31 protein-coding genes and 1 pseudogene are annotated in these 24,641 nt (G+C 63.8%); 28 read left to right on the top strand and 4 right to left on the bottom strand.

Going from position 1 to position 24,641, the window contains the following annotated elements:
- The first annotated feature begins 4 nt into the window (after positions 1–4).
- A complete protein-coding gene (mftG, locus tag MB901379_RS04305; RefSeq protein ID WP_158015516.1) occupies positions 5–1,441 on the top strand; it encodes a mycofactocin dehydrogenase MftG in 1,437 nt (478 codons plus the stop codon).
- Positions 1,442–1,467: 26 nt separating this feature from the next.
- Here the strand turns inward: mftG and MB901379_RS04310 are convergent.
- Positions 1,468–2,701: pseudogene (locus tag MB901379_RS04310) on the bottom strand (cytochrome P450).
- A 646-nt stretch (positions 2,702–3,347) separates the two neighbouring features.
- Here MB901379_RS04310 and rpsJ point away from each other — a divergent pair.
- The 26 genes from rpsJ to rplO all read left to right on the top strand — a co-directional run bounded on the left by rpsJ (position 3,348) and on the right by rplO (position 19,678).
- Positions 3,348–3,653, top strand: coding sequence for a 30S ribosomal protein S10 (gene rpsJ, locus MB901379_RS04315; protein WP_003873519.1), 306 nt, complete (start codon positions 3,348–3,350; stop codon positions 3,651–3,653).
- A gap of 14 nt (positions 3,654–3,667) precedes the next feature.
- Positions 3,668–4,321 (top strand): 50S ribosomal protein L3, encoded by a 654-nt coding sequence (gene rplC / locus MB901379_RS04320; protein ID WP_158015517.1) that lies wholly within the window; start codon positions 3,668–3,670, stop codon positions 4,319–4,321.
- Positions 4,321–4,995 (top strand): 50S ribosomal protein L4, encoded by a 675-nt coding sequence (gene rplD / locus MB901379_RS04325; RefSeq protein ID WP_158015518.1) that lies wholly within the window; start codon positions 4,321–4,323, stop codon positions 4,993–4,995. Before rplC ends, rplD begins: the two co-directional genes overlap by 1 nt.
- Positions 4,995–5,297, top strand: a complete 303-nt coding sequence (gene rplW, locus MB901379_RS04330) for a 50S ribosomal protein L23 (RefSeq protein ID WP_158015519.1) — start codon at positions 4,995–4,997, stop codon at positions 5,295–5,297. The genes rplD and rplW overlap by 1 nt, the downstream gene beginning before the upstream one ends.
- Before the next feature lie 30 nt (positions 5,298–5,327).
- Positions 5,328–6,170 carry a 50S ribosomal protein L2 gene (rplB, locus tag MB901379_RS04335; RefSeq protein ID WP_158015520.1) on the top strand — a complete coding sequence of 281 codons (843 nt, stop codon included), beginning with the start codon at positions 5,328–5,330 and terminating at the stop codon, positions 6,168–6,170.
- 31 nt (positions 6,171–6,201) lie between these two features.
- A complete protein-coding gene (gene rpsS / locus MB901379_RS04340; RefSeq protein WP_011739061.1) occupies positions 6,202–6,483 on the top strand; it encodes a 30S ribosomal protein S19 in 282 nt (93 codons plus the stop codon).
- Positions 6,480–7,028, top strand: a complete 549-nt coding sequence (gene rplV, locus MB901379_RS04345) for a 50S ribosomal protein L22 (RefSeq protein ID WP_158015521.1) — start codon at positions 6,480–6,482, stop codon at positions 7,026–7,028. The genes rpsS and rplV overlap by 4 nt, the downstream gene beginning before the upstream one ends.
- Positions 7,028–7,855: a 30S ribosomal protein S3 gene (gene rpsC, locus MB901379_RS04350; protein WP_158015522.1), complete on the top strand. Its 828-nt coding sequence runs from the start codon at positions 7,028–7,030 to the stop codon at positions 7,853–7,855. The genes rplV and rpsC overlap by 1 nt, the downstream gene beginning before the upstream one ends.
- Positions 7,856–7,858: 3 nt before the next feature.
- Complete coding sequence (rplP, locus tag MB901379_RS04355; RefSeq protein WP_158015523.1) at positions 7,859–8,275, top strand: 50S ribosomal protein L16; 417 nt, start codon at positions 7,859–7,861, stop codon at positions 8,273–8,275.
- A complete protein-coding gene (gene rpmC / locus MB901379_RS04360; RefSeq protein ID WP_158015524.1) occupies positions 8,275–8,517 on the top strand; it encodes a 50S ribosomal protein L29 in 243 nt (80 codons plus the stop codon). Before rplP ends, rpmC begins: the two co-directional genes overlap by 1 nt.
- The gene (gene rpsQ, locus MB901379_RS04365; protein WP_158015525.1) at positions 8,514–8,894 is read left to right on the top strand and encodes a 30S ribosomal protein S17; all 381 of its coding nucleotides are present in this window, start codon (positions 8,514–8,516) and stop codon (positions 8,892–8,894) included. Before rpmC ends, rpsQ begins: the two co-directional genes overlap by 4 nt.
- 180 nt (positions 8,895–9,074) lie before the next feature.
- Positions 9,075–11,435 carry an arylsulfatase gene (locus MB901379_RS04370; RefSeq protein ID WP_158015526.1) on the top strand — a complete coding sequence of 787 codons (2,361 nt, stop codon included), beginning with the start codon at positions 9,075–9,077 and terminating at the stop codon, positions 11,433–11,435.
- Between the two features lie 22 nt (positions 11,436–11,457).
- Positions 11,458–12,096 carry a hypothetical protein gene (locus MB901379_RS24380; protein ID WP_232021984.1) on the top strand — a complete coding sequence of 213 codons (639 nt, stop codon included), beginning with the start codon at positions 11,458–11,460 and terminating at the stop codon, positions 12,094–12,096.
- A gap of 4 nt (positions 12,097–12,100) precedes the next feature.
- Positions 12,101–12,991: a formylglycine-generating enzyme family protein gene (locus MB901379_RS04380; RefSeq protein ID WP_158015527.1), complete on the top strand. Its 891-nt coding sequence runs from the start codon at positions 12,101–12,103 to the stop codon at positions 12,989–12,991.
- 100 nt (positions 12,992–13,091) lie between these two features.
- Positions 13,092–14,000 carry a DUF4436 domain-containing protein gene (locus tag MB901379_RS04385; RefSeq protein ID WP_158015528.1) on the top strand — a complete coding sequence of 303 codons (909 nt, stop codon included), beginning with the start codon at positions 13,092–13,094 and terminating at the stop codon, positions 13,998–14,000.
- Between the two features lie 96 nt (positions 14,001–14,096).
- Positions 14,097–15,023 carry a DUF4436 domain-containing protein gene (locus tag MB901379_RS04390; RefSeq protein ID WP_158015529.1) on the top strand — a complete coding sequence of 309 codons (927 nt, stop codon included), beginning with the start codon at positions 14,097–14,099 and terminating at the stop codon, positions 15,021–15,023.
- 345 nt (positions 15,024–15,368) lie between these two features.
- Positions 15,369–15,737: a 50S ribosomal protein L14 gene (gene rplN, locus MB901379_RS04395; protein WP_003403649.1), complete on the top strand. Its 369-nt coding sequence runs from the start codon at positions 15,369–15,371 to the stop codon at positions 15,735–15,737.
- Entirely contained in the window at positions 15,738–16,055 is a 318-nt protein-coding gene (gene rplX / locus MB901379_RS04400) for a 50S ribosomal protein L24 (protein ID WP_158015530.1), read from the top strand.
- A gap of 4 nt (positions 16,056–16,059) precedes the next feature.
- On the top strand, positions 16,060–16,641 hold the full coding sequence (gene rplE / locus MB901379_RS04405; RefSeq protein ID WP_158015531.1) for a 50S ribosomal protein L5: 582 nt from the start codon (positions 16,060–16,062) through the stop codon (positions 16,639–16,641).
- Positions 16,642–16,645: 4 nt separating this feature from the next.
- Positions 16,646–16,831, top strand: a complete 186-nt coding sequence (locus tag MB901379_RS04410; protein ID WP_069417601.1) for a type Z 30S ribosomal protein S14 — start codon at positions 16,646–16,648, stop codon at positions 16,829–16,831.
- Positions 16,832–16,962: 131 nt separating this feature from the next.
- Complete coding sequence (gene rpsH, locus MB901379_RS04415; RefSeq protein ID WP_158015532.1) at positions 16,963–17,361, top strand: 30S ribosomal protein S8; 399 nt, start codon at positions 16,963–16,965, stop codon at positions 17,359–17,361.
- A 12-nt stretch (positions 17,362–17,373) separates the two neighbouring features.
- Complete coding sequence (rplF, locus tag MB901379_RS04420; protein ID WP_158015533.1) at positions 17,374–17,913, top strand: 50S ribosomal protein L6; 540 nt, start codon at positions 17,374–17,376, stop codon at positions 17,911–17,913.
- Between the two features lie 41 nt (positions 17,914–17,954).
- Positions 17,955–18,323 (top strand): 50S ribosomal protein L18, encoded by a 369-nt coding sequence (gene rplR, locus MB901379_RS04425; protein WP_162334433.1) that lies wholly within the window; start codon positions 17,955–17,957, stop codon positions 18,321–18,323.
- 37 nt (positions 18,324–18,360) lie between these two features.
- Positions 18,361–19,029: a 30S ribosomal protein S5 gene (rpsE, locus tag MB901379_RS04430; protein WP_158015535.1), complete on the top strand. Its 669-nt coding sequence runs from the start codon at positions 18,361–18,363 to the stop codon at positions 19,027–19,029.
- A complete protein-coding gene (gene rpmD, locus MB901379_RS04435; RefSeq protein WP_158015536.1) occupies positions 19,026–19,241 on the top strand; it encodes a 50S ribosomal protein L30 in 216 nt (71 codons plus the stop codon). Before rpsE ends, rpmD begins: the two co-directional genes overlap by 4 nt.
- Positions 19,238–19,678: a 50S ribosomal protein L15 gene (gene rplO / locus MB901379_RS04440; RefSeq protein ID WP_158015537.1), complete on the top strand. Its 441-nt coding sequence runs from the start codon at positions 19,238–19,240 to the stop codon at positions 19,676–19,678. Before rpmD ends, rplO begins: the two co-directional genes overlap by 4 nt.
- Positions 19,679–19,761: 83 nt before the next feature.
- On the opposite strand, the gene MB901379_RS04445 is transcribed toward rplO, so the two are convergent.
- Positions 19,762–20,688, bottom strand: a complete 927-nt coding sequence (locus MB901379_RS04445; RefSeq protein WP_158015538.1) for an LLM class flavin-dependent oxidoreductase — start codon at positions 20,686–20,688, stop codon at positions 19,762–19,764.
- A gap of 49 nt (positions 20,689–20,737) precedes the next feature.
- Here MB901379_RS04445 and sppA point away from each other — a divergent pair, with 49 nt between their 5' ends.
- Positions 20,738–22,540, top strand: a complete 1,803-nt coding sequence (sppA, locus tag MB901379_RS04450; protein ID WP_158015539.1) for a signal peptide peptidase SppA — start codon at positions 20,738–20,740, stop codon at positions 22,538–22,540.
- Between the two features lie 7 nt (positions 22,541–22,547).
- Here sppA and MB901379_RS04455 read toward each other — a convergent pair whose 3' ends face one another.
- Positions 22,548–23,462, bottom strand: a complete 915-nt coding sequence (locus MB901379_RS04455; protein WP_158015540.1) for a class I SAM-dependent methyltransferase — start codon at positions 23,460–23,462, stop codon at positions 22,548–22,550.
- A gap of 30 nt (positions 23,463–23,492) precedes the next feature.
- Positions 23,493–24,458, bottom strand: coding sequence for a class I SAM-dependent methyltransferase (locus tag MB901379_RS04460; protein WP_158015541.1), 966 nt, complete (start codon positions 24,456–24,458; stop codon positions 23,493–23,495).
- Between the last annotated feature and the right edge of the window lie 183 nt (positions 24,459–24,641).

Consider the following 24,641-nt stretch of genomic DNA (forward strand, 5'->3'; position numbering starts at 1 on the left):
TGCCTTGACTGGGCCTGGCCGGCACAGCGACGTCCTCGTCATCGGTGCGGGAAGCGCTGGATCGGTTGTCGCCGCGCGTCTTTCCGCCGATCCCAACTGTGCGGTCACGGTTGTCGAGAGTGGCCCGGGCCTCGCCGATCGGCGGTTGCTGGCTCAGACCACCAATGGATTGCAGCTACCGCTCGGTGCGGCCAGTCCGCTGGTCCGCCGTTATCAAACCCAGCTCACCGATCGGCCGGTTCGCCAGGCGCCGATCGTGCGGGGAGCTACCATCGGTGGCTCGGGTGCGGTCAATGGCGGCTATTTCTGCCGGGGTTTGCCGCGGGATTTCGATCGTGCCGCGATACCGGGATGGGCGTGGTCCGACGTACTCGAACACTTCCGGGCTATTGAGACGGATCTGGATTTCGATACTCCGGCACACGGTAAGACGGGTCCTATTCTGGTTCGACGTACGGCTGAGCTCACCGGCATCACCGAGCGTTTCGTCAGCGCCGCCGAACGCGCCGGGTTCGGCTGGATTGCCGATCTAAACGATATTGGGGCGGAGCTTGGGTCGGGCGTAGGTGCGGTGCCACTCAACATCGTGGACGGAGTCAGGACCGGATCCGGTGCCGGGTATCTGCTGCCGGCACTGCGACGATCCAACCTGACACTGCTGGAACGGACGCGGGCCCAACGCTTACGCTTCGCCGGCACCACGGCAAGAGGTGTTGATGCTATCGGCCCGCAGGGCGCAATCTCACTTAGCGCTGAACGAGTTGTGTTGTGTGCCGGTGCAATTGAATCAGCGCACTTGCTCATGGTTTCCGGTATTGGTGATGCCGCGATGCTACGGGCGGCCGGGGTGCCCGTCTTGGTGGCGTTGCCGGTGGGGACGAATTGCCGCGACCATCCCGAATGGGTGCTGCCCACCACTTGGACCGTGGCGCCGGGACGTCCGGTCCTGGAGGTGGTGCTTAGCACCGCTGATGACATCGAAATTAGGCCTTACACGGGAGGGTTCGTCGCTATGACCGGTGTCGGAAGCGCGGGGCATGCCGATTGGCCGCACATCGGAGTTGCCCTGATGCAACCGCTCGGGCATGGGCGAATTACCTTGCTGTCGGCAGATCCTGACCAGCCTCCGCTGATTGAGCACCGCTACGACAGCGAGCCAGAAGATGTCGCCGCACTACAGCGGGGCGCTGAATTAGCCTGTGAAATAACGGGTTTAGTCGGTCCTGGAACGGCGCAGTGGACGACTTCGCAGCACTTGTGTGGCAGCGCCCCGATGGGTGTCGATGCCGACCCGCGAGCGGTCGTTGACCAGCAGTGTCGGGTGCGTGGTGTCGAAAACCTATGGGTGATTGACGGAGCAATCCTGCCGATGATCACCAGCCGCGGGCCGCACGCAACGATTGTGATGTTGGGCCACCGCGCGGCAGAGTTCGTGGCGTAGAAACCGTCTCCCAGGCACTCGGCGAGTCAACGCAGCGCATATCGAATCGGTAGGTGCTTGAGGCCCCCACGAACGTGGTTGCGATCAGCTGGGGATCACCATTCAAATCAATGGATTTCAACCTCGGGGGCAGTTTGCTGAAGAAGCTGCTCACTTCCATCCGGGCTAAGGCGGCGCCCAGGCAAAAGTGCACGCCAAATCCGAAGGCCAAGTGTTTGTTAGGGTCTCGTGTCACGTCGAAACGAAACGGATCATCGAACACCTCTTCGTCGCGGCTGGCCGAGACGTAGGACAGGTATACCGACTCGCCTTTGGCGACGGTACCCCGCGCACGGCGGTGTCCTCGGAGGCAGTGCGCATGAATTCCTTGACCGGCGTCACCCAGCGGATCATCTCGTCGGTGGCCAGCGGTAAGAGACCCAGATCGTCGTTCAGCCGTCGCAGTTGGTCGGGGTTTTCGATCAATGCGTGTAGGTCGCCGGCGACGGTCGCGCTGGTGGTGTCATGGCCGGCGGTGGCAATGAGCACGTAATGCGACGCGGTGTCGTTGTCCGATAGTCGCTCTCCGCCCACTCGAGTGTTGGCGATTGCCGATGCCAAGTCTTCGATTGGATGCGCTCGCCGCGCCGCGGTGAGTTCCTGGAAATAGCTGAAAAATTCGAGCAGAACCTGCAGTTGCTCTTCGGGGGTGGTGCCGCGCTGAAACTCGGTATCGTCGCCGCCAAAGAGCTCCTGGGTCAGGCTGAGCATCCGTGGGAAATCCGATTCGGGAAGGCCCAGCAGCGACAAGATGACGTACAGCGGATAGTTCTTGGCAACTTTGGTGACGAAGTCGCATTCGGTGCCGGCCGCGAGCATCCGGTCGACGTGGACCTTGGCCAATTCATCGATCCGGACTTTCAGGGCGCGCATCGCCTTGGGACGAAACCAGTCCGCCCCGATGGCCCGCACCACCCGGTGCTGGGGGTCGTCCATGTGTACCAGGGTGCGCAGCCCCATCCCGGAGTCCAACAGCGATTGCGCCAGATCATCGGCCTCGGCGGGCGCCAGCAGCGGACGCGGTGCGCTGAGAAACAGATTGTTGGCACGTTCGATTGCCATGACACCGGTGTGTTTGGTGATTGCCCAGAACGGCCGGAACGGGGGATGGTCAACCCAAGACACCGGAGCGTGGGCGCGCAGGTGGGTCAGTGCGGCGTGTAGCCGGGTCTCGTCGGTGTAGGCCGTGGGGTCGGCGAAGACCTGGGCGGCGTCGTCGATGATCGGCTTACTCACTACTCACCTCACTGGCCGCGCCCGGCGCACTCGGTCGCGCCGTGCCCCGGTTGCGTCCGTTGAGTCGCGACCGCCCGCTTCCTGTCATCGAACCACGCGGCCGTGGTGAGGAACCGATTTTGCACGCAAACGATGGCAATCCGTTCGGTGTCCCGACTGATGCGCTGGCGGTTTCGTTGCTCGCGTTCAGGTGGGTGAGCGGCATGCGAGGACCTACGCCAGACGGAGGTGCCAATGAGGTGGACAATCGGTCTGGACCGTGAAGCTTGGCCGTCGGCCGGGTGCCCGGCCGAAGGGGCCACTACCAATTCCACCTGGGATTTGGCCGAACCGTTGATCTGGGGCATACTGTTCAGGTTGCCTTGAGCCAGGTTTGCGCCTGACCGGGCATACGACCGGCGCCCACACGGGCGCGTCCGGTCCCATCCTTGGAGCGCGACTAATTTGGGCCGCCTACAAGGCTGCGTGCGGGCAACACGCCCGACCGCGGGGACCGGTGGACCACGACAGGTAAAAAGCGGCGCAGTATCCGGCGCGCGCATGGTTGACCCGGGATCGCCTGGTTCGATCGGCGGGCTGGGGGCACCAGGTCCGGACACGGGCCTCAAGTTTCAAGTGAGGTAGGAGAAGCGTGGCGGGACAAAAGATCCGCATCAGGCTGAAGGCCTACGACCATGAGGCTATTGACGCCTCGGCGCGGAAGATCGTTGAAACCGTCGTCCGCACGGGTGCCAGCGTCGTAGGTCCGGTGCCGCTGCCGACCGAGAAGAACGTGTATTGCGTCATCCGCTCTCCGCACAAATATAAGGACTCGCGGGAGCACTTCGAGATGCGTACCCACAAGCGGTTGATCGACATCCTTGATCCGACGCCGAAGACCGTTGACGCGCTCATGCGCATCGATCTTCCGGCCAGTGTCGACGTCAACATCCAGTAGGAGCTCGGCGAACAATGGCAAGAAAAGGCATTCTGGGCACCAAGCTGGGCATGACGCAGGTGTTCGACGAGAACAACAGGGTTGTGCCGGTGACTGTGGTCAAAGCGGGACCCAACGTGGTGACGCGCATCCGCACCCCGGAGCGAGACGGGTATAGCGCGGTGCAGCTGGCCTATGGGGAGATCAGTCCCCGTAAGGTCAACAAGCCGCTCACCGGCCAATACACTGCCGCGGGCGTCAACCCCCGCCGGCACCTGGCGGAACTGCGTCTGGACGACCCGAATGCGGCGACCGAATATGAGGTCGGCCAGGAGCTGACTGCGGAGTTGTTCTCCGACGGCAGCTACGTCGACGTCACCGGTACTTCCAAGGGCAAGGGCTACGCCGGCACCATGAAGCGGCATGGCTTCCGCGGGCAGGGGGCCAGCCACGGTGCCCAGGCGGTGCACCGCCGCCCCGGTTCTATCGGCGGCTGTGCCACCCCCGCGCGGGTGTTCAAGGGCACCCGGATGTCGGGCCGCATGGGCAATGATCGGGTGACCGTTCAGAACCTGTTGGTGCACAAGGTTGATGCCGAGAACGGCGTGCTGTTGATCAAGGGTGCGGTGCCCGGTCGCACCGGTGGACTCGTGATGGTCCGCAGCGCGGTCAAACGAGGTGAGAAGTAATGGCTGCCCAAAATCAAAGCAACCAGAAGAATCTGGAAATTCAGGTCAAGACGCCGGACGGCAAGGTCGAGGGCTCCATCGAGCTGCCGGCCGAATTGTTCGACGTTCCGGCGAACATCGCGCTGATGCACCAGGTGGTGACTGCGCAGCGAGCTGCGGCCCGCCAGGGTACGCACTCGACGAAGACCCGCGGTGAAGTCAGTGGTGGTGGCCGTAAGCCCTACCGGCAGAAGGGAACCGGTCGCGCCCGACAGGGTTCGACCCGGGCCCCGCAGTTCACCGGTGGTGGCGTGGTGCACGGCCCCAAGCCACGTGATTACAGTCAGCGCACACCCAAAAAGATGATCGCTGCCGCGTTGCGCGGAGCGTTGTCCGACCGGGCGCGCAACGGTCGTATCCACGCCGTCACCGAGTTGGTCGCCGGCCAGACCCCGTCCACGAAGAGCGCCAAGACATTCCTGGCCACGCTTACCGACCGCAAGCAGGTCCTGGTGGTCATCGGGCGTGATGACGAGACGGGCGCCAAGAGTGTCCGCAACCTGCCTGGTGTGCACATCTTGTCGGCCGACCAGCTCAATACCTATGACGTGCTGCGAGCCGACGACGTTGTGTTCAGCGTTGAGGCGCTCAACGCCTACATAGCCGCTAGCACGTCCGAGGAGGTTTCGGCCTGATGGCGACCATCGCTGATCCCCGCGACATCATCCTTGCGCCGGTTATCTCGGAGAAGTCCTATGGGCTGCTCGACGACAACGTCTACACGTTCCTGGTGCACCCCGATTCGAACAAGACGCAGATCAAGATCGCCATCGAGAAGATCTTCGCCGTCAAGGTCGCATCGGTGAACACGGCCAACCGGCAGGGCAAGCGCAAGCGCACCCGCACCGGGTACGGCAAACGCAAGAGCACCAAGCGCGCCATCGTTACCCTGGCGCCGGGCAGCAAGCCGATCGACCTATTCGGAGCACCGGCCTAGCCGAGCGCGAGAAAAGGACCCTGATTAGACATGGCAATTCGCAAGTACAAGCCGACAACCCCGGGTCGTCGCGGCGCCAGCGTTTCCGATTTCGCCGAGATCACCCGGTCGACGCCGGAGAAGTCGCTGGTACGCCCGCTGCATGGGCATGGCGGGCGTAACGCGCACGGCCGGATCACCACGCGTCACAAGGGCGGTGGCCACAAGCGCGCCTACCGGCTGATCGATTTCCGTCGTAACGACAAAGACGGTGTCAACGCCAAGGTTGCGCACATCGAGTACGACCCCAACCGCACGGCACGCATCGCACTGCTCCATTTTCTCGACGGCGAGAAGCGGTACATCATTGCGCCGAACGGGCTTTCGCAAGGTGATGTGGTGGAATCGGGCCCCAACGCCGACATCAAGCCGGGCAACAACCTGCCGTTGCGCAACATCCCGGCCGGTACCCTGGTGCACGCTGTGGAACTGCGGCCCGGGGGCGGTGCCAAACTTGCGCGGTCGGCTGGCTCGAGCATCCAGTTGCTCGGCAAGGAAGCCAGCTACGCCTCGCTGCGTATGCCCAGCGGTGAGATCCGCAGGGTCGACGTCCGCTGCCGCGCGACGGTCGGCGAGGTCGGCAATGCCGAGCAGGCAAACATCAACTGGGGCAAGGCGGGCCGGATGCGGTGGAAGGGCAAGCGCCCGTCCGTTCGTGGTGTGGTGATGAACCCGGTGGACCACCCGCATGGTGGTGGTGAGGGTAAGACCTCTGGTGGCCGTCACCCGGTGAGCCCATGGGGCAAGCCCGAAGGTCGTACCCGCAATCCGAACAAGGCCAGCAACAAGATGATCGTCCGACGCCGGCGCACCGGCAAGAAGCACTCGCGTTAGCCCGGGCAATCAGACTTAGGAGTAGCCAACTATGCCACGCAGCCTGAAGAAGGGTCCGTTCGTCGACGACCATCTGCTCAAAAAGGTCGACGTGCAGAACGAAAAGAACACTAAGCAGGTCATCAAGACCTGGTCGCGGCGTTCGACGATCATCCCGGACTTCATCGGTCACACCTTCGCCGTGCATGACGGGCGCAAGCATGTCCCGGTGTTCGTCACGGAGTCGATGGTGGGCCACAAACTCGGAGAGTTCGCACCAACCCGCACCTTTAAGGGACACATCAAGGACGACCGAAAGAGCAAACGGCGATGAGCACCACTACTGAATTCCCGTCGGCGACCGCCAAGGCGCGGTTCGTGCGGGTGTCGCCGCGCAAGGCGCGCCGGGTCATCGACCTGGTGCGGGGAAGGTCGGTGTCAGACGCGCTCGACATCCTGCGCTGGGCGCCGCAGGCCGCGAGTGAACCGGTGGCCAAGGTGATCGCGAGCGCGGCCGCCAACGCGCAGAACAACAACGGGTTAGACCCGACGACCCTGGTGGTGGCCACGGTGTACGCCGACGAGGGTCCGACGGCCAAGCGCATCCGCCCGCGCGCCCAGGGCCGCGCATTCCGGATTCGCCGGCGGACCAGCCACATCACGGTGATCGTGGAAAGCCGGCCGACCAAAGACCAGCGATCGTCGAAGTCGTCCAGGGCGCGCCGCGCCGAAGGCAGCAAGGCCGCCGCCAAGGCGCCAGCCAAGAAAGCTGCTACGAAGGCGCCCGCCAAGAAGGCGCCAGCCGCCAAGAAAGCACCCGCGAAGAAAGCACCCGCCAAGACTTCTGAGACTTCTGAAGCGAAGGGAGGCTCAGACTAGTGGGCCAGAAGATTAATCCGCACGGTTTCCGGCTGGGTATCACCACCGACTGGAAGTCGCGTTGGTACGCCGACAAGCAGTACGCCGACTACGTCAAGGAAGACGTCGCCATCCGTCGGCTGCTGTCCAGCGGACTGGAGCGCGCCGGGATCGCCGACGTGGAGATCGAGCGGACTCGTGACCGGGTCCGAGTCGACATCCACACGGCTCGGCCGGGAATCGTCATCGGTCGCCGAGGCACCGAGGCTGACCGAATCCGCGCGGATCTGGAAAAGCTGACCGGCAAGCAGGTCCAGCTCAACATTCTCGAGGTGAAAAACCCTGAGTCGCAAGCACAGCTGGTGGCCCAGGGGGTAGCCGAGCAGTTGAGCAACCGGGTGGCGTTCCGTCGCGCGATGCGCAAGGCCATCCAGTCGGCCATGCGTCAACCCAACGTTAAGGGGATCCGAGTGCAGTGCTCGGGTCGCCTCGGTGGAGCCGAGATGAGCCGTTCGGAGTTCTACCGTGAAGGCCGTGTCCCGCTGCACACCTTGCGTGCAGACATCGACTACGGCCTCTACGAGGCCAAGACGACGTTCGGTCGGATCGGCGTGAAGGTGTGGATCTACAAGGGTGACATCGTCGGGGGTAAGCGCGAATTGGCCGCCGCCGTCCCCGCGGGAGCCGATCGTCCGCGCCGCGAGCGGCCGGCCGGCAGCCGCCCGCGACGCAGCGGGGCATCCGGCACGACGGCCACCGGCACCGACGCTGGACGGGCCGCGGGTAGCGAAGAGCCCGCTGCCGCGGATGCTGCCCCGGCTGTTGAAGCGCAGAGTACGGAGGGCTGAATTATGTTGATTCCGCGGAAGGTTAAGCACCGCAAGCAGCACCACCCACGCCAGCGCGGCATTGCCAGCGGCGGGACGGCGGTGAACTTCGGTGACTATGGGATCCAGGCCCTCGAGCATGCCTACGTGACCAACCGGCAGATCGAGTCCGCTCGTATCGCCATCAACCGCCACATCAAGCGTGGCGGCAAGGTGTGGATCAACATCTTCCCGGACCGTCCCTTGACCAAGAAGCCCGCCGAGACCCGGATGGGTTCGGGTAAGGGGTCTCCGGAGTGGTGGGTGGCCAACGTCAAGCCGGGCCGGGTGCTGTTCGAGCTGAGCTACCCCAATGAAGCGATCGCACGTGCGGCGCTGACCCGCGCGATCCACAAGCTGCCGATCAAGGCACGCATCATCACCCGAGAGGAGCAGTTCTGATGGCAGTGGGAATTTCCCCTGGCGAACTGCGCGAGCTCACCGACGAAGAGCTGACCGAGCGGCTGCGCGAGTCCAAGGAAGAGCTGTTCAACCTGCGCTTCCAGATGGCGACCGGGCAGCTCAGCAACAACCGCCGGCTCCGCACGGTGCGTCAGGAAATCGCGCGCGTCTACACGGTGCTGCGCGAACGAGAACTGGGTCTGTCTTCTGGACCCGGTGATCCCGATGGTAAGGAATCGTGATGGCAGAGGCTAAGACTGGCGCCAAGGCGGCCAAGTCGACCGCAAAAGCGGCCCCCAAGGAGGCTGCATCCAAGGGTGCCGCGCAGAAAGAAAAGGGTCCCAAGCACACACCCAGCACACCCAAGCCCCGCGGGCGCCGTAAGACCCGAATTGGCTACGTGGTGAGTGACAAGATGCAAAAGACCATTGTGGTCGAGTTGGAAGACCGTGTCCGGCACCCGCTGTACGGCAAGATCATTCGCACCACCAAGAAGGTCAAGGCGCACGACGAGAACAGCATCGCTGGCATCGGTGACCGCGTCTCGTTGATGGAGACGCGTCCGCTGTCGGCGACCAAGCGCTGGCGGCTCGTCGAGATCCTGGAGAAAGCCAAGTAAAGGCTAAGTAATAGCCAAGCAAAGGCAACGAAAAGCCAAGCAAGGACTCATTAGCCCAGCAGAATTGCCCGAGACCCTCTGAGGTCTCGGGCAATTCTGCTGTCGGCTGGCTACGCTGGCAACGGGTGCACGATGCACACCACGTTCGGCAAGTAGTCCACTACGGGAGTGAGGCTGGCAGTGACGACGGGGTCGACCGGGTTTCAGGGCAGGATTGAGTTGGACATCCGTGATTCGGAGCCGGACTGGGGGCCGTTTGCAGCGCCGAGGGCGCCGGAGGACTCGCCGAACATCTTGTATCTGGTGTGGGACGATGTCGGCATCGCGACGTGGGACTGCTTCGGTGGTCTGGTGGAGATGCCGGCGATGACGCGCATCGCCGAGCACGGTGTGCGATTGTCGCAGTTTCATACGACCGCGTTGTGCTCACCGACTCGGGCGTCGTTGTTGACTGGGCGCAATGCGACCACGGTCGGGATGGCCACCATCGAGGAATTCACCGACGGGTTTCCGAACTGCAGCGGTCGTATTCCCGCCGATACCGCGCTGATCTCCGAGGTGCTCGCCGAACGTGGGTACAACACCTACAGCGTCGGCAAGTGGCACCTCACACCGCTGGAGGAGGCCAGTATGGCGTCGACGAGACGCCATTGGCCGACCTCGCGCGGGTTCGAACGGTTCTATGGATTCATGGGTGGGGAGACCGATCAGTGGTATCCCGATTTGGTGTATGACAACCATCCGGTGAACCCGCCCGGTACCCCTGAAGATGGCTACCACCTGTCGAAGGACATCGCGGACAAGACGATCCAGTTTATTCGCGATGCCAAGGTGATTGCGCCCGAGAAGCCCTGGTTTAGCTACGTGTGCCCGGGCGCCGGGCACGCACCTCATCATGTTTTCAAAGAATGGGCCGACAAATATGTCGGCGCGTTCGACATGGGTTATGAGCGCTATCGCGAGATCGTGTTGGAAAAGCAGAAGGCGATGGGGATCGTGCCGGCCGACACCGAGTTGTCGCCGATCAACCCCTATCTCGATGTGAAAGGTGCGTCCGGGCAGTCGTGGCCGCTGCAGGACACGGTGCGGCCGTGGGATTCGCTCAATGATGAAGAGCGGAAGCTGTTTTGCCGGATGGCCGAGGTCTTCGCCGGTTTCCTCAGCTACACCGATGCGCAGATCGGGCGGATCCTGGACTATCTTGAGGAGTCCGGCCAGCTGGACAACACCATTATCGTGGTGATCTCCGACAATGGCGCCAGCGGTGAGGGCGGGCCCAACGGCTCGGTCAACGAGGGGAAGTTCTTCAACGGCTACATCGACACCGTGGAAGAGAGCATGAAGCTTTTCGACCATCTCGGTGGTCCACAGACCTACAACCATTATCCGATCGGGTGGGCGATGGCCTTCAATACCCCGTATAAGTTGTTCAAGCGTTACGCGTCTCATGAAGGCGGTATCGCTGATACCGCGATGATCTCCTGGCCCAACGGGATTGCGGCCAGGGGCGAGGTCCGCGATCACTACGTCAATGTTTGCGACATCACTCCCACCGTTTATGACCTGTTGGGCATGACGCCACCGGACACGGTCAAGGGCATTGGGCAAAGGCCGCTCGACGGTGTGAGTTTCAAGGCGGCTCTTGTTGATCCGGCTGCTGACACCGGTAAGCAAACCCAGTTCTACACCATGCTGGGTACTCGTGGCATCTGGCATCGGGGCTGGTTTGCCAACACCATTCACGCGGCGGCGCCGGCGGGCTGGTCGGGCTTTGAGGCCGATCGTTGGGAGTTGTTCCACATCGAGAAGGACCGCAGCCAGTGCCACGACCTGGCCGCCGAACATCCCGACAAGCTCGAGGAACTCAAGGCCCTGTGGTTCTCCGAAGCCGCCAAGTACAACGGGCTGCCGTTGGCCGATCTGAACCTGATGGAAACGCTGATGCGGTCGCGGCCGTATCTGGCTGGTGAACGATCCAGTTATGTCTACTATCCCGACTGCGCTGATGTGGGCATCGGTGCCGCGGCCGAGATCCGCGGCCGTTCCTTTGCCCTGTTGGCCGAGGTGACGGTCGACACCGCCGGGGCGGAGGGAGTGCTGTTCAAGCAAGGCGGGGCGCACGGCGGGCACGTGTTGTTCCTCCAGGACGGGCGCCTGCACTACGTCTACAACTTCCTCGGTGAGCGTCAGCAGCTGCTCTCGTCGTCCGGTCCGGTGCCGTTGGGCAGGCATCTGCTCGGTGTCCGCTATTCGCGGACCGGGACTGTGGCCAACAGTCATACGCCGCTGGGTGATCTGTCGATGTTCGTCGACCACAACGAGGTGGGTACGCTTGCCGATGTCAGCGCACATCCCGGAACGTTCGGGCTGGCGGGGGCCGGCATCACCGTCGGTCGCAACGGCGGTTCGGCAGTGTCGAGCCGCTACAAGGCGCCATTCATCTTTACTGGCGGCACTATCGCCCAAGTGACCCTCGATCTTTCCGGACGGCCGTATGAAGACGTGGAAAAAGAACTTGCACTTGCCTTTTCACGGGACTAGCCGTTCATCCGGTCTGCTGTGCGTGGCTTTCGGAACGGCGAGTTTGGTGTGCCTGTCCGGGGTCTTGGTCGGCTGTGGGGAGCGCGGCGGGGGCTCGCCGAAAGCCGATTTTCATCCTGACCCGGCCAGGCCGGTGCCGGGCATCGTGGCCACCGAGCCGGAACACATTCCGCCCGACACCGTCGCGTGCGTGCCATCGCTCACCGGTGAGGGACGGGCGCACCCGGCAAACGTGTCCGACCCGGCCGCGCCGAGGATCACCCTCAACGTGCCGGACGGCTGGACATCGGTGGCCGGAAGTGGCGATACGGCATCGATCCTGACCGGCCCCGATGGCATGACTGCGAAGGTCACCATCACCCCTACCGACCTGCCGCCGGACCGCGCGTTCCTGGGTTACACCTCCGCGTTGCGGGGTTCGGCGCCGGGCTTCAACTTTTCGATTGCGGGCGATCCGTTCTGCGGTTACAGCAGCGAGTTGCTGACCGGCACCCTGCGCGGATCCTCGGGTGCGATTCAGTTCGCCGACCGCATCACCCACATTTGGACGAACACCAAGCAGTACCTGGTGGCGATCCATTTGGAGGGACCGACGGGTGTGGCGGGCTTTTCGGTCGCCAAATCCGCTTTGATGCAGAATTTCGCCATCGTCATACCCTGAAGCAGTGCTGACCGAACTGGTTGACCTGCCGGGCGGCTCGTTCCGGATGGGGTCGACGAGCTTCTACCCAGAAGAGGCGCCGATCCATACGGTGACGGTGCGCCCCTTTGCGGTGGAGCGCCACCCCGTGACCAACGCGCAGTTCGCCGAGTTCGTTGCGGCGACGGGCTATGTGACGCTCGCAGAACAACCTCTTGACCCGGCGCTGTATCCCGGGGTCAATCCGGATGAGCTGGCCGCGGGCGCGATGGTGTTTCGTCCGACGCCGGGTCCGGTCGACCTGCGCGACTGGCGGCGGTGGTGGGACTGGGCGCCGGGTGCCAGTTGGTGTCATCCATTCGGACCAGACAGCGACATCGCCGATCGCGCCGATCATCCCGTGGTTCAAGTGGCCTATCCCGACGCGGCGGCCTATGCACGGTGGGCGGGCCGGCGGCTGCCGACCGAGGCGGAATGGGAGTACGCCGCCCGCGGCCGGACCACGACCACGTATTCGTGGGGTGAGGAGGAGAAGCCGGGGGGACAACTGATGGCCAATACCTGGCAGGGCAGGTTCCCCTACCGCAACGACGGCGCGCTCGGTTGGGTAGGTACCTCGCCGGTGGGCAGGTTCCCCGCCAACGGCTTCGGCCTGGTCGACATGGTCGGAAACGTCTGGGAGTGGACCACAACCCGGTTTTCCCCGCATCACCGCATCGGTCAGGCCCCGTCGCCGTGTTGCGCACCAACCGGGCCGGCCGATCCGGGCATCAGTCAGACCCTCAAGGGTGGTTCGCACCTATGCGCGCCGGAGTACTGCCACCGCTACCGACCGGCGGCACGTTCGCCGCAATCGCAGGACACCGCCACCAACCACATCGGATTCCGCTGCGTGGCGGATCCGGCGGATAGTTGAGGAATTCGCTAACTTATCGCTCGGCGCGTTGCGTCGGATTTTCTGTGAATTTCATTAGCATTCGCCTCGTGCGATCGCCTACCAGTCCAGTTCTTACGGCATGACCACCCAGGCGCCCGCCGCGCCGCCGCCGACACCGCCACAGCCCAAATCGCGCGGACTGCGCCTCGCGATTGGCACGGCCGTCGTCCTGAGCATCATCATCGTCTACGTGTTCTCGCTGATCGGTGTGCACTTGTTGGCCACCTCGGCGCCGCCGCTGGCGGAACCGGATCTGGGTACGACAGACGACACCGTGGTGCAAGTCCGTGTTGAGAAACTGGAGACAGTTGCCAACCGCCTGACGGTGAATGTGCTTGTCATTCCGGAAGATTCGAAGTTCGACAAGCGCCTCGACGTGTTGACCCAAGATCTTGCGGTGCGGCTGTATCCCGAGAACGACCTGGGCGACTTGCAATACCCGGTCGGAAAAACGCCCGCGCAAGTGAGCACTCAGATCGAGGCCGAGGGCGATCCCGCCAACTGGCCGTTCGATTCCTACACCACGGGTGTCATCTCCGCCGACGTGATCGTCGGGACTGGCGAGAGTCGGGTAAAGGAACCCGCCCGAGTCGAGGTAATCGGATCCGTGGACGGGTGGGACGTCAGCGTCCAGCGGGTCGGCGAGTCCAGCCAAACCACGGATCGTCCGGACAACGTGATCATCACCTTGACCCGGTCCAAGGGCTCGCTGATCTTCGACCTGGGAATCATTCTGGTTCTCATCAGCCTGCCCACCTTGGCGCTGTGGGTATCTGTTCCGATGGTGTTGGGTCAGAAGAAGTTCTTGCCGCCCTTCGTGTCCTGGTTCGCCGCGATGTTGTTCGCTGTGGTGCCGCTGCGCAATATCCTTCCGGGCAGTCCGCCTCCAGGTTCATGGATCGACCAAGCCGTCACATTGTGGGTCTTGATCGCATTGATCGTGGCGATGAGCCTGTTCATCCTCGCTTATCGCCGCCAATCGGACTGATTTGAAACGCCAACCGGCTTACCAGCCGGTTGGTAGCATCTGTCTCCGTGTCGCGAGACGGGACCGCACTGTCGGTATATCTGGCGGTGACCGCACATGGCCGATGACGGGGCCCCGCATGCGGTTGCGGCGGACGCGGGAACCGCACCCGAGCCCAAGCACATGTCGCGACGCAAGCACCTGGTGCTCGATACCACCATCATTGTCGGTGTTGCCATCGTTTATGTGTTCTCGCTGCTGGGCTACCACTGGTTAGCCAGCTCGCCGGGTCCGCTGCCCAAGCCCGACGTGGGTACCACCGACGACACGGTCGTTTTGGTGCGCTTCGATGAACTGCACACCATCGCAAATCGCCTCGATGTGAAAGTGCTGGTGATGCCCGACGATTCGATGATTGATCATCGTTTGGACGTGTTGACTATCGACACCTCAGTGCGGTTTTACCCGGAGAACGAACTGGGCGATCTGCAGTACCCGGTAGGCAAGTCGCCCGCGCAAGTCGCGACCACCGTTGAGGCGCACGGCGACCCCGGCAACTGGCCGTTCGACACCTACACCACCGATACCATCCAGGCCGATGTGCTGGTTGGGGCCGGCGAAAATCGCCAATACAAGCCAGCCCGGGTTGAAGTCACCGGATCCTTGGAAGGCTGGGACATCACCGTCCAACGCGTCGGTGACTCGAGCCAAACCTCGGATCGTCCCGACAACGTCATCATCACCTTCAAGAGGGCCAAGGGCCCGCTGGTCTTCGACCTGGGCATCATTCTTGTCCTCATCACGTTGCCGACGTTGGCGCTGTTCGTGGCCATACAAATGCTCACCCGGCGCAGAAAATTCCAGCCGCCGTTCGGTACCTGGTATGCCGCCATGCTGTTTGCTGTGGTGCCGTTGCGCAACATCCTGCCCGGCTCGCCGCCGGCGGGTGCGTGGATCGACCAAGCCATTGTGATCTGGGTGCTGATTGCGCTGGCGACAGCGATGGTCGTGTACATCGTCGCGTGGTACCGAATATCGGACTGAAGATCGGACTTGAATGTCGGACTGGGGTGTCCGAGGCCCTGTCTTGGGTCCCCTGACACCGCCTACGAACCATCACCATTCTGAGATGCGGGCCGAAACCAGCGGCGGCGCACATCAGAGGTCTGGCACCTCGGGAATTTGGTGCTGAGCTGGCCGTCCCCTAGACTCTAGGGGTTGCCTTGGGCAGACCTCGGCTGGTACGTGCAAGCGGTGCCGGCCCCGCGTGCCCTTCGGTGACGAAAGACCGCGCACGTCAGGGTGTGGTGGGCCTTGCTCGTCAGGGGGTTCACCGGGCTCATTGGGCTTTCTCCTGCCGTGCACACGTGAACCAGGTCAGGAGATCTAGTGATTCAGCAGGAATCGCGGCTGAAGGTCGCCGACAACACCGGCGCCAAGGAGATCTTGTGCATCCGCGTGCTCGGCGGATCGTCGCGACGCTATGCCGGGATCGGTGATGTCATCGTTGCCACGGTCAAAGACGCTATTCCCGGCGGCAACGTCAAGCGCGGGGATGTCGTCAAGGCTGTCGTGGTGCGCACCGTCAAGGAACGGCGTCGGCCCGACGGCAGCTACATCAAGTTTGACGAGAACGCCGCGGTGATCATCAAGCCCGACAATGACCCCCGTGGGACCCGCATCTTCGGGCCGGTCGGCCGCGAACTGCGGGAAAAGCGTTTCATGAAGATCATCTCGCTCGCGCCGGAGGTGTTGTAGATGAAGGTCCACAAGGGCGACACCGTGCTGGTGGTCTCGGGTAAAGACAAGGGCGCCAAGGGCAAGGTGCTGCAGGCCTACCCGGACCGTAACCGGGTGCTGGTCGAGGGCGTCAACCGGATCAAGAAGCACACCGCGGTCTCGACTACCCAGCGCGGTGCGCGGTCGGGCGGGATCGTCACCCAGGAAGCACCGATCCACGTCTCCAACGTGATGGTTGTGGACTCCGACGGCAAGCCCACCCGGATCGGCTATCGGGTCGACGAGGAATCCGGCAAGCGGGTCCGTATTTCCAAGCGCAATGGCAAGGATATTTAACGGCATGACCACCGTAGAAAGCTCAGCAAGCCCGGCGAAGATTCAGCCGCGCCTCAAGCAGCGCTATCGCAGCGAGATTCGTGACGCGTTGCAGCAGCAGTTCGGCTACGCCAACGTGATGCAGATCCCGACCGTGACCAAGGTCGTGGTCAACATGGGCGTCGGCGAGGCCGCTCGAGACGCCAAGCTGATCAACGGCGCGGTTAACGACCTGATGCTGATCACCGGCCAAAAGCCGGAGATCCGCAAGGCACGGAAATCTATCGCGCAGTTCAAATTGCGTGAGGGCATGCCGATCGGCGTGCGCGCCACGCTGCGCGGTGACCGGATGTGGGAGTTCCTCGACCGGCTCACGTCGATCGCGTTGCCGCGTATTCGCGACTTTCGTGGTTTGTCGCCCAAACAGTTCGACGGTGTGGGCAATTACACCTTCGGGCTGGCTGAGCAGTCGGTGTTCCACGAGATCGACGTGGACAAGATCGACCGGGTCCGCGGCATGGACATCAACGTTGTCACTTCGGCGACGACCGACGACGAAGGACGAGCGCTGTTGCGGGCCCTCGGCTTTCCCTTCAAGGAGAACTGAGTAGATGGCAAAGAAAGCACTGGTCAACAAGGCGCAACGCAAGCCCAAGTTCGCGGTGCGGGGATATACCCGCTGCAGCAAGTGCGGTCGCCCGCGCGCAGTGTTTCGCAAGTTCGGATTGTGCAGGATCTGCCTGCGCGAAATGGCGCACGCGGGTGAGCTACCCGGCGTGCAGAAGAGCAGCTGGTAATAGGACCAATCTTTAGGATTTAGGTGCGCGGCAGGCCCCAGACCGGGAACCGCCGCGAGGAAGGGTACAGACGCTGTCATGACTGCGATGACGACGATGCCGAGCGCAGCGATGAAGAGGAGTAGCGCTCAATGACTATGACGGACCCGATCGCAGACTTCTTGACGCGTCTGCGCAACGCCAACTCGGCGTACCACGACGAAGTGAGTTTGCCGCACTCCAAGCTCAAGGCCAACATCGCTCAGATCCTCAAGAACGAGGGCTACATCAGCGACTTCCGTACCGAGGATGCGCGGGTCGGCAAATCGCTGATCGTCCAGCTCAAGTACGGCCCCAGTCGGGAGCGCAGCATCGCCGGTTTGCGGCGGGTGTCCAAGCCCGGGCTGCGGGTCTACGCGAAATCCACCAACCTGCCACGGGTGCTCGGTGGCCTGGGTGTGGCGATTATTTCGACCTCATCGGGTTTGCTCACCGACCGTCAGGCAGCCAGGCAAGGCGTGGGCGGCGAAGTCCTCGCTTATGTGTGGTGAGAGGAACTAACCATGTCGCGTATTGGTAAGCAGCCGGTTCCGGTTCCCTCCGGAGTCGATGTCACGATCGAGGGGCAGAACGTCTCGGTGAAGGGTCCCAAGGGCACCTTGTCGCTGACAGTCGCCGATCCGATCACGGTGTCGCGCAACGATGCCGGGGCCATCGTGGTTTCACGTCCTGACGACGAGCGGCACAACCGGTCGCTGCACGGGCTGTCGCGCACCCTGGTGGCAAACCTGGTCACGGGTGTGACCGAGGGCTACACCACCAAGATGGAGATCTACGGTGTCGGTTACCGTGTGCAGCTCAAGGGCACCAACCTGGAGTTTGCGCTGGGATACAGCCACCCCGTGGTGATCGAGGCGCCCGAAGGCATCACGTTTGCCGTCCAGGCGCCGACGAAATTCACGATCTCCGGGATCGACAAGCAGAAGGTCGGCCAGATCTCGGCAAATATCCGCCGTCTGCGTCGTCCCGACCCCTACAAGGGCAAGGGCGTGCGGTACGAAGGTGAGCAGATCCGCCGCAAGGTCGGAAAGACAGGTAAGTAGTCATGGCGCAATCACAGGCTGAAACCGCAACACGAAAGCCGGTGGGGCAGAACATATCCGCTACCCGGCGGATATCCCGCCTGCGTCGGCACGCGCGGCTGCGCAAGAAGGTTGCTGGCACCGCGCAGCGGCCTCGGTTGGTGGTGCATCGGTCTGCACGACACATTCACGTGCAGCTGGTGAACGACCTCAACGGCACCACCCTGGCCGCCGCGTCGTCGATCGAAGCCGATGTCCGCGGCTTGGCCGGGGACAAGAAAGCCCACAGCGTCCGCGTGGGCCAGTTGATCGCCGAGCGGGCCAAGGCCGCCGGTATCGACACCGTGGTGTTCGACCGCGGCGGGTACACCTACGGTGGGCGGATCGCGGCGCTAGCCGATGCCGCCCGCGAGAACGGACTGCAATTCTGATGACGAGGATCTTGAACAACACTGGAAGGACCGCATAATGGCGGAGCAGTCGGCTGGAGGGCAGGGCTCCTCAGACAGCCGCGACAGCCGTGGCGAGGGCCGCGGCAGGCGCGACGGTGGCCGCGGTGGCCGCGACAGCGACAAGAGCAACTACCTGGAGCGCGTCGTCGCCATCAACCGTGTCTCCAAGGTGGTCAAGGGTGGTCGGCGATTCAGCTTCACCGCTTTGGTCATCGTGGGTGACGGCAACGGGATGGTTGGGGTCGGCTACGGCAAGGCCAAGGAAGTTCCGGCGGCCATCGCCAAGGGCGTCGAGGAGGCCCGCAAGGGCTTCTTCCGGGTGCCGTTGATCCGTGGCACGATCACCCATCCGGTGCAGGGTGAGGCGGCCGCGGGTGTGGTACTGCTGCGGCCGGCCAGCCCGGGTACCGGTGTGATCGCCGGTGGTGCGGCGCGCGCGGTGCTGGAATGCGCCGGCGTGCACGACATCCTGGCCAAATCGCTGGGCAGCGACAATGCGATCAACGTGGTGCATGCCACCGTCGCCGCGCTCAAGATGCTGCAGCGTCCCGAGGAGGTGGCCGCGCGTCGTGGTCTACCGATCGAAGACGTCGCTCCGGCTGGGATGTTGAAGGCGCGACGGGAAAGTGAAGCCCTTGCCGCCGCGGCGGTGCGAGAGGCGCAAACCTCGGGGGCGCAGCCATGAGCGACGCACAATCCACGCAGCTAAAGATCACCCAGGTGCGCAGCACCATCGGGGCGCGCTGGAAGCAGCGCGAGAGCCTGCGCACCCTGGGCTTGCGGCGGATTCGCCACTCGGTGATCCGCGACGACAACGCACAGACCCGTGGGCTGATCGCGGTGGTGAGTCACCTTGTCGAGGTAGAGCCTGCACAGGCAGGAGGTAGCGCGAAGTGACCATCAAGTTGCATGACTTGCGCCCGGCGCCAGGGTCGAAGACCCCGCGTACGCGAGTTGGTCGCGGTGAGGGCTCCAAGGGAAAGACTGCGGGACGCGGCACCAAGGGCACCAAGGCCCGTAAGCAGGTACCGGTGACGTTCGAGGGTGGGCAGATGCCCATTCACATGCGGCTACCCAAGCTCAAGGGGTTTCGCAACCGGTTCCGCACCGAATACGAGATCGTCAACGTCGGCGATATCAGCCGGCTGTTCCCGCAGGGTGGCGCCATCGGCGTCGACGACCTGGTGGCCAAGGGGGCCGTTCGGAAGAACTCCCTGGTCAAGGTGCTCGGCGACGGCAAGCTGACGGTCAAGGTCGACGTGACCGCGCACAAGTTCAGCGGCAGCGCCCGGGAAAAGATCACCGCCGCGGGCGGCTCGGCCACCCAGCTGTAGGAGTAGCGCGAGCAGACGCGGAATCGCACAACGCCAGGGCGATTCGTGCGATTCCGCGTCTGCTCGCGGTCGGCATCGGGCGGCTACCCCAGGCGCGGGATAACCTCTGCGGCAAGGCGCTCCATCTGTTCGCGATTCTGCATGACATCGGGTCCGACGGGGTTGAGTAGCAACATCTGAGCTCCGGCGTCGATCACCTCGGCCAGGCCCCGGGCGACATCGGTCGGTGTGCCGCAGACCGCAACCGAGCCGATATCGGGCCGCTGGCCGTAGATGCGCCGCAAACCGGCCAAGGCGCGCTCGCGGGCACGCGCAGCGTCGTTATCGACCATCAGGTAGACGCGTTTGGCGATGGTGAAATGCGTGGGATCTTTCCGCTGTTGCGACAGTTCACGATGCAGTGTGGTGACGACTCCGGCAAAGGATTCGGTGGTTGACGATCCAGCGCCAAGGAACGAATCGCCGTGGCGCACCGCCCTGGCCAGGGCCTTGGGAGCGCGGCCGCCGAACCAGAGCGGCGGGTGCGGTCGCTGTACCGGCTTCGGCTGGATTGGCAGATCCACCACCTCGCGGAACCTGCCGTGAAATCGCACCTTGGGTGCATCGGACCAGGCGGCCTTCATCAGCTCCAGGCCTTCGGTGAAATAGCTGATATAGGTGCTTTTTTCCACGCCGAAGGCGGCGAAGTCACGGGAACCGCCGCCGGGTGCGACGCCAAGATCGAGCCGTCCATGGCTGAGTCGGTCAACAGCGGTCGCCGCCGAAGCCAATTGCAGCGGATCATGAAGTGACGTCACCAGGACCGCAACCCCGAGGCGCAGTCGTGGGGTGCAGGCCGCGCAGTATGCCAGCAACTCCAGCGGGGCCAGCAGCGGCGCCTCGCCGACGATCTGCTCGAGCACCCAGCCGCCCTCGAACCCGAGCTCCTCGGCGCGCACGAGATAGGACCGCAGCCCGTCACCGTCGAGGTCGTCGGAGACGAGCTGCGGGATCGCGATGGAGAAGCGCACCTCACCACCGTACGCAGGTCGCCCGGCCGGCGATCGGTACGCTGCGAATATGTTCGGCTTTCTACCTAAGCTCCCCAGCTTCTCCAATTGGGGCGACGACGTGCGTGCGCTGGCCGATCGGGTCGATACCGCGCGCCATCACGGCGTCCCCAATGGCTGTGTGCTGGAGTTCAACCTGCGCACCATGCCGGTCGAGACGACCGGCTTCGATCCACTCGCGATCATTTCCGGCGGCGGCCGGCCGATGGCGCTGCGGGACGCTGTTTCCGCGATCCACCGTGCCGCTGAGGATTCCCGGGTCGCTGGGCTGATCGCCCGCGTGCAGCTTCCGCCCTCGCCGATCGGGGCTGTCCAGGAGCTTCGGGACGCCATCGCGGCGTTTAGCGCCGTCAAGCCATCGGTGGCGTGGGCTGAAACCTATCCGGGCACGCTGTCCTACTACCTAGCCTCGGCGTTCCGGGAAATCTGGATGCAGCCGTCGGGGGGTGTCGGCCTGATCGGCTTTTCCAGCAGCGCGATGTTTCTGCGCGATGCGCTGGACAAGGCCGGCATCGAGGCCCAATTCGTTGCTCGTGGTGAATACAAGTCGGCGGCAAACCTTTTCACCGAAGACGGCTATACCGACGCCCACCGCGAGGCCGTCACCGGGATGCTGGAGAGCCTGCAGGACCAGGTGTGGGGTGCGGTTGCCGAGGCCCGCAACATCGATGCCGCTGCGCTCAACGACTTCGCCGACCGGGCTCCGTTGCTGCGTGACGAGGCGCTGGATTCCGGCTTGATCGATCGGATCGGCTTTCGTGACGAGGCCTATACGCGCGTGGCGGAACTGGTTGGTGTAGCTGGTGTCTCACCGAAATCGGTCGACACCGACGATAAGCCACCGCGAATGCACCTGGCGCGGTATGCGGGCGCCGCTCGGCCGTGGCTGGCGCCGCCCGTGCCGCCGATTCCGGGCCGCCACTCCAAGCCCACAATCGGGGTGATCACCGTCGAGGGCATGATCGTCAACGGACGCGGCGGCCCGCAGGGCCTTCCGTTCGGTCCATCCAGCGCCGGCGGCGACACCATCGCGGCCGCGTTGCGGGAGCTGGCCGGCGACGATTCGGTGTCTGCGATCGTGCTGCGGGTAGATAGTCCGGGGGGCTCGGTCACCGCGTCGGAAACCATCTGGCGCGAGGTGAAACGTGCTCGCGAGCGCGGTAAGCCAGTGGTGGCTTCCATGGGTGCGGTCGCCGCCTCTGGCGGCTACTACGTCTCGATGGGCGCAGATGCGATCGTTGCGAACCCGGGCACGATCACGGGTTCAATCGGAGTCATCACCGGAAAACTGGTGGTTCGTGATCTGAAGGACCGACTGGGGGTCGGATCAGAAACATTGCGTACCAATGCGAATGCCGATGCCTGGTCGATAGACGAGCCTTTCACGCCGGAGCAGCAGGCCCGTCGTGAGGCTGAGGCGGATCTGTACTACCGCGATTTCGTGCAGCGCGTGGCACACGGCCGTAATCTGCGCGCCGAGGATGTCGATGTGGTTGCCCGCGGGCGGGTCTGGACCGGTGCCGACGCTCTGCAGCGTGGCCTGGTCGATGAGCTCGGTGGCCTTCGTACGGCGGTGCGGCGGGCGAAAATTCTGGCCGGTCTCGATGAGGACGCTGATGTTCGGCTGGCCAGCTATCCGGGCGGGTCGTTGTTGGACCTGTTGATGCCGCGAACGTCATCTCGACCGGCCGCGGCTTCGATACCGGATGCGTTGGGCGCGTTGTTGGTCCGCTCGGTGGCCGCTGTCGTCGAGCACGTGGAGCAGACGCTAAACGGCGCCAGCGTGTTGTGGCTGGGGCAGTCGCGCCTCTAGCGGGCCTCTAGCCGGGTAGGCCGCCGCTGATAAAGATGATCTCGCCCAGTGGGTCGTCGTCGGCGGGGTCGGGGACGGTCAGGCCATTGAGCTGGAACAGTTCGGTCCGCGTCACACCTTCGACAAGCCACCCGATGCCGTTCAAGTAGTCGACGACGTGGTTGCGCTCGCCGGAGTAGACCAACGACGACATGTCGATATCGAGGCCGTGGTCGCGCAGCGTGCCGGCCATTTCGCGCGCCTGTTCGGCGTCGAAGTCGACTATGCCGGGTACGAATTCCGTAGCGATCGTGCTGTCCGCAGCGCTGACGGCGGTGATGTTGTCGAACAACAGGTCCTGGGCCTCCGGCGGTAGGTAGATCAGCAGCCCTTCGGCCAACCAGGCTGTCGGCGCCATCGCATCCCAGCCGGCCGCTTGCAGGGCAGCTGGCCAGTCGCCACGCAGATCGATCGGAATGGTGCGCCGGACAGCCGTCGGCTCGGCACCGATTTTCGTCAACGTGGTTGTCTTGAAGTCGATCACCTGTGGTTGGTCGAGCTCGTAGACCACGGTACCGACCGGCCAGGGCAGCCGGTAGGCGCGGGCGTCCAGCCCGGAGGCCAGGATCACCGCCTGCCGGATCCCTCCGTTGGTGGCGTTGATGAAGTAGTCGTCGAAGTACTTGGTGCGCACCACCATTCCGTCGAGCATCGCTTGCATCCGCGCCGGCGACGAATTCTGGATCTCTGCCAGATCCAGCTCCCCGTTCATCATCTTGATGAAGAAGTCGACCCCAACCGCGCGCACTAGCGGATCGGCGAACGGATCGTTGATCAACCCACGGGGGTCCTTGGTCGCCATCGCGCGTCCAGCCGCGACCATGGTGGCGGTGGCCCCGACACTGGAAGCCAGATCCCAGTCATCATCGTGCGTGCGTGCCATGTGGTTCCTTTTCGAGGTGCAGGTGCGCCCTCACCCCGTCACCGGGGCGGCGGGCTTGTCCAGTATGCCGCTGATGTAGAGCATCTCAACAGCCACGTCGTTATCGGCTGCTGGTGGAAGTCCGTTGGCCGCACGCAGATCCGGCAGCGGGATGCTCGTCAGTTGCCAACCGCGCTCGGACAGATAGGGCGCAGCTTCATTGCGGTCGCCGAGGTAGACGAGCCCCACCATGTCGATGTCGAAGCCGTGCGCGCGCCAGCGGTCGGACACCGCCCGCATACGCTCCGTCATCTGGTGCTCCTGGTCCGGCTCGATTTTGCTCAAACTTTCGGCGGCCAATCGGCTGCCGGGCGCGCTAAGTACGGTCACGGTGTCGAGCAGGCTGTCCTGCGCGTCGGCCGGTAAGTAGCCCAGAAGGCCCTCTGCGCTCCACGCGGTGGGCTGAGTCGAGTCGAAGCCTGCCGCACGCAGGGCGGCCGGCCAATCGTCGCGTAGATCGACGGCCACCACGCGCCGGTCCGCAGTGGGCGTGGCCCCCAGTTCGGCCAGGGTAAACGATTTGAATTCGATCACCTGCGGCTGGTCGATCTCGTAGACCACGGTCGCCGGCGGCCATGGCAGCCGGTATGCGCGGGAATCCAGTCCGGAAGCCAGGATCACGACCTGCTTGATGCCCGCCCGGGTGGCATCGAGGAAGAACTCGTCGAAGAACTTGGTGCGAACGGCCATGTTGTCCGCGACGTCCGATATCGCCCCCATCGGGCGCTCCGGGTCGTTGTCGAGGTCGGCGACATCGATTTCCCCGCTGGCCAGTCGGGTCAGTAGGTCCACGCCGACGGCGCGGACCAATGGTTCGGCGAATGGGTCGTTGATCAGTGGGTTGTCGGCCCGGGTCGCCATAGCCCGGGCGGCCGCCACCATGGTTGCGGTCACGCCGACGCTGGATGCCAGGTCCCATGTGTCGCCGTCATACCTGTTGGAACCGATGGACGTCATGTACTGCCCCGTTCGGAAAGAGTGGTTCGCTACCGAATAATACTTAGTTAGTATAACAAGATGGAATCCCGCTTGCGCCCGGTGAGATTGCGGCGAGCGCCGGCGCGCCTCGGCGTCGATGCCAATCCCGGATGAACTCGCCGCCGTCGCGCGGCGGCCGTGCGTGCAGCGCCGATTGAGCCG

Origin of the sequence: Mycobacterium basiliense, from assembly GCF_900292015.1 — a bacterium.
In the GTDB taxonomy this organism is placed as follows: Bacteria; Actinomycetota; Actinomycetes; order Mycobacteriales; family Mycobacteriaceae; genus Mycobacterium; species Mycobacterium basiliense.

What these genes read in the sequence shown, in the direction of transcription:
- rplC (WP_158015517.1), top strand. Translation starts at nt 3,668, where the DNA reads ATGGCAAGAAAAGGCATTCTGGGCACCAAGCTGGGCATGACGCAGGTG.
- rplD (WP_158015518.1), top strand. Translation starts at nt 4,321, where the DNA reads ATGGCTGCCCAAAATCAAAGCAACCAGAAGAATCTGGAAATTCAGGTC.
- rplW (WP_158015519.1), top strand. Translation starts at nt 4,995, where the DNA reads ATGGCGACCATCGCTGATCCCCGCGACATCATCCTTGCGCCGGTTATC.
- rplB (WP_158015520.1), top strand. Translation starts at nt 5,328, where the DNA reads ATGGCAATTCGCAAGTACAAGCCGACAACCCCGGGTCGTCGCGGCGCC.
- rpsS (WP_011739061.1), top strand. Translation starts at nt 6,202, where the DNA reads ATGCCACGCAGCCTGAAGAAGGGTCCGTTCGTCGACGACCATCTGCTC.
- rplV (WP_158015521.1), top strand. Translation starts at nt 6,480, where the DNA reads ATGAGCACCACTACTGAATTCCCGTCGGCGACCGCCAAGGCGCGGTTC.
- rplP (WP_158015523.1), top strand. Translation starts at nt 7,859, where the DNA reads ATGTTGATTCCGCGGAAGGTTAAGCACCGCAAGCAGCACCACCCACGC.
- rpmC (WP_158015524.1), top strand. Translation starts at nt 8,275, where the DNA reads ATGGCAGTGGGAATTTCCCCTGGCGAACTGCGCGAGCTCACCGACGAA.
- MB901379_RS04385 (WP_158015528.1), top strand. Translation starts at nt 13,092, where the DNA reads ATGACCACCCAGGCGCCCGCCGCGCCGCCGCCGACACCGCCACAGCCC.
- MB901379_RS04390 (WP_158015529.1), top strand. Translation starts at nt 14,097, where the DNA reads ATGGCCGATGACGGGGCCCCGCATGCGGTTGCGGCGGACGCGGGAACC.
- rplX (WP_158015530.1), top strand. Translation starts at nt 15,738, where the DNA reads ATGAAGGTCCACAAGGGCGACACCGTGCTGGTGGTCTCGGGTAAAGAC.
- rplE (WP_158015531.1), top strand. Translation starts at nt 16,060, where the DNA reads ATGACCACCGTAGAAAGCTCAGCAAGCCCGGCGAAGATTCAGCCGCGC.
- MB901379_RS04410 (WP_069417601.1), top strand. Translation starts at nt 16,646, where the DNA reads ATGGCAAAGAAAGCACTGGTCAACAAGGCGCAACGCAAGCCCAAGTTC.
- rpsH (WP_158015532.1), top strand. Translation starts at nt 16,963, where the DNA reads ATGACTATGACGGACCCGATCGCAGACTTCTTGACGCGTCTGCGCAAC.
- rplF (WP_158015533.1), top strand. Translation starts at nt 17,374, where the DNA reads ATGTCGCGTATTGGTAAGCAGCCGGTTCCGGTTCCCTCCGGAGTCGAT.
- rpsE (WP_158015535.1), top strand. Translation starts at nt 18,361, where the DNA reads ATGGCGGAGCAGTCGGCTGGAGGGCAGGGCTCCTCAGACAGCCGCGAC.
- rpmD (WP_158015536.1), top strand. Translation starts at nt 19,026, where the DNA reads ATGAGCGACGCACAATCCACGCAGCTAAAGATCACCCAGGTGCGCAGC.
- sppA (WP_158015539.1), top strand. Translation starts at nt 20,738, where the DNA reads ATGTTCGGCTTTCTACCTAAGCTCCCCAGCTTCTCCAATTGGGGCGAC.
- MB901379_RS04455 (WP_158015540.1), bottom strand. Translation starts at nt 23,462, where the DNA reads ATGGCACGCACGCACGATGATGACTGGGATCTGGCTTCCAGTGTCGGG.
- MB901379_RS04460 (WP_158015541.1), bottom strand. Translation starts at nt 24,458, where the DNA reads ATGACGTCCATCGGTTCCAACAGGTATGACGGCGACACATGGGACCTG.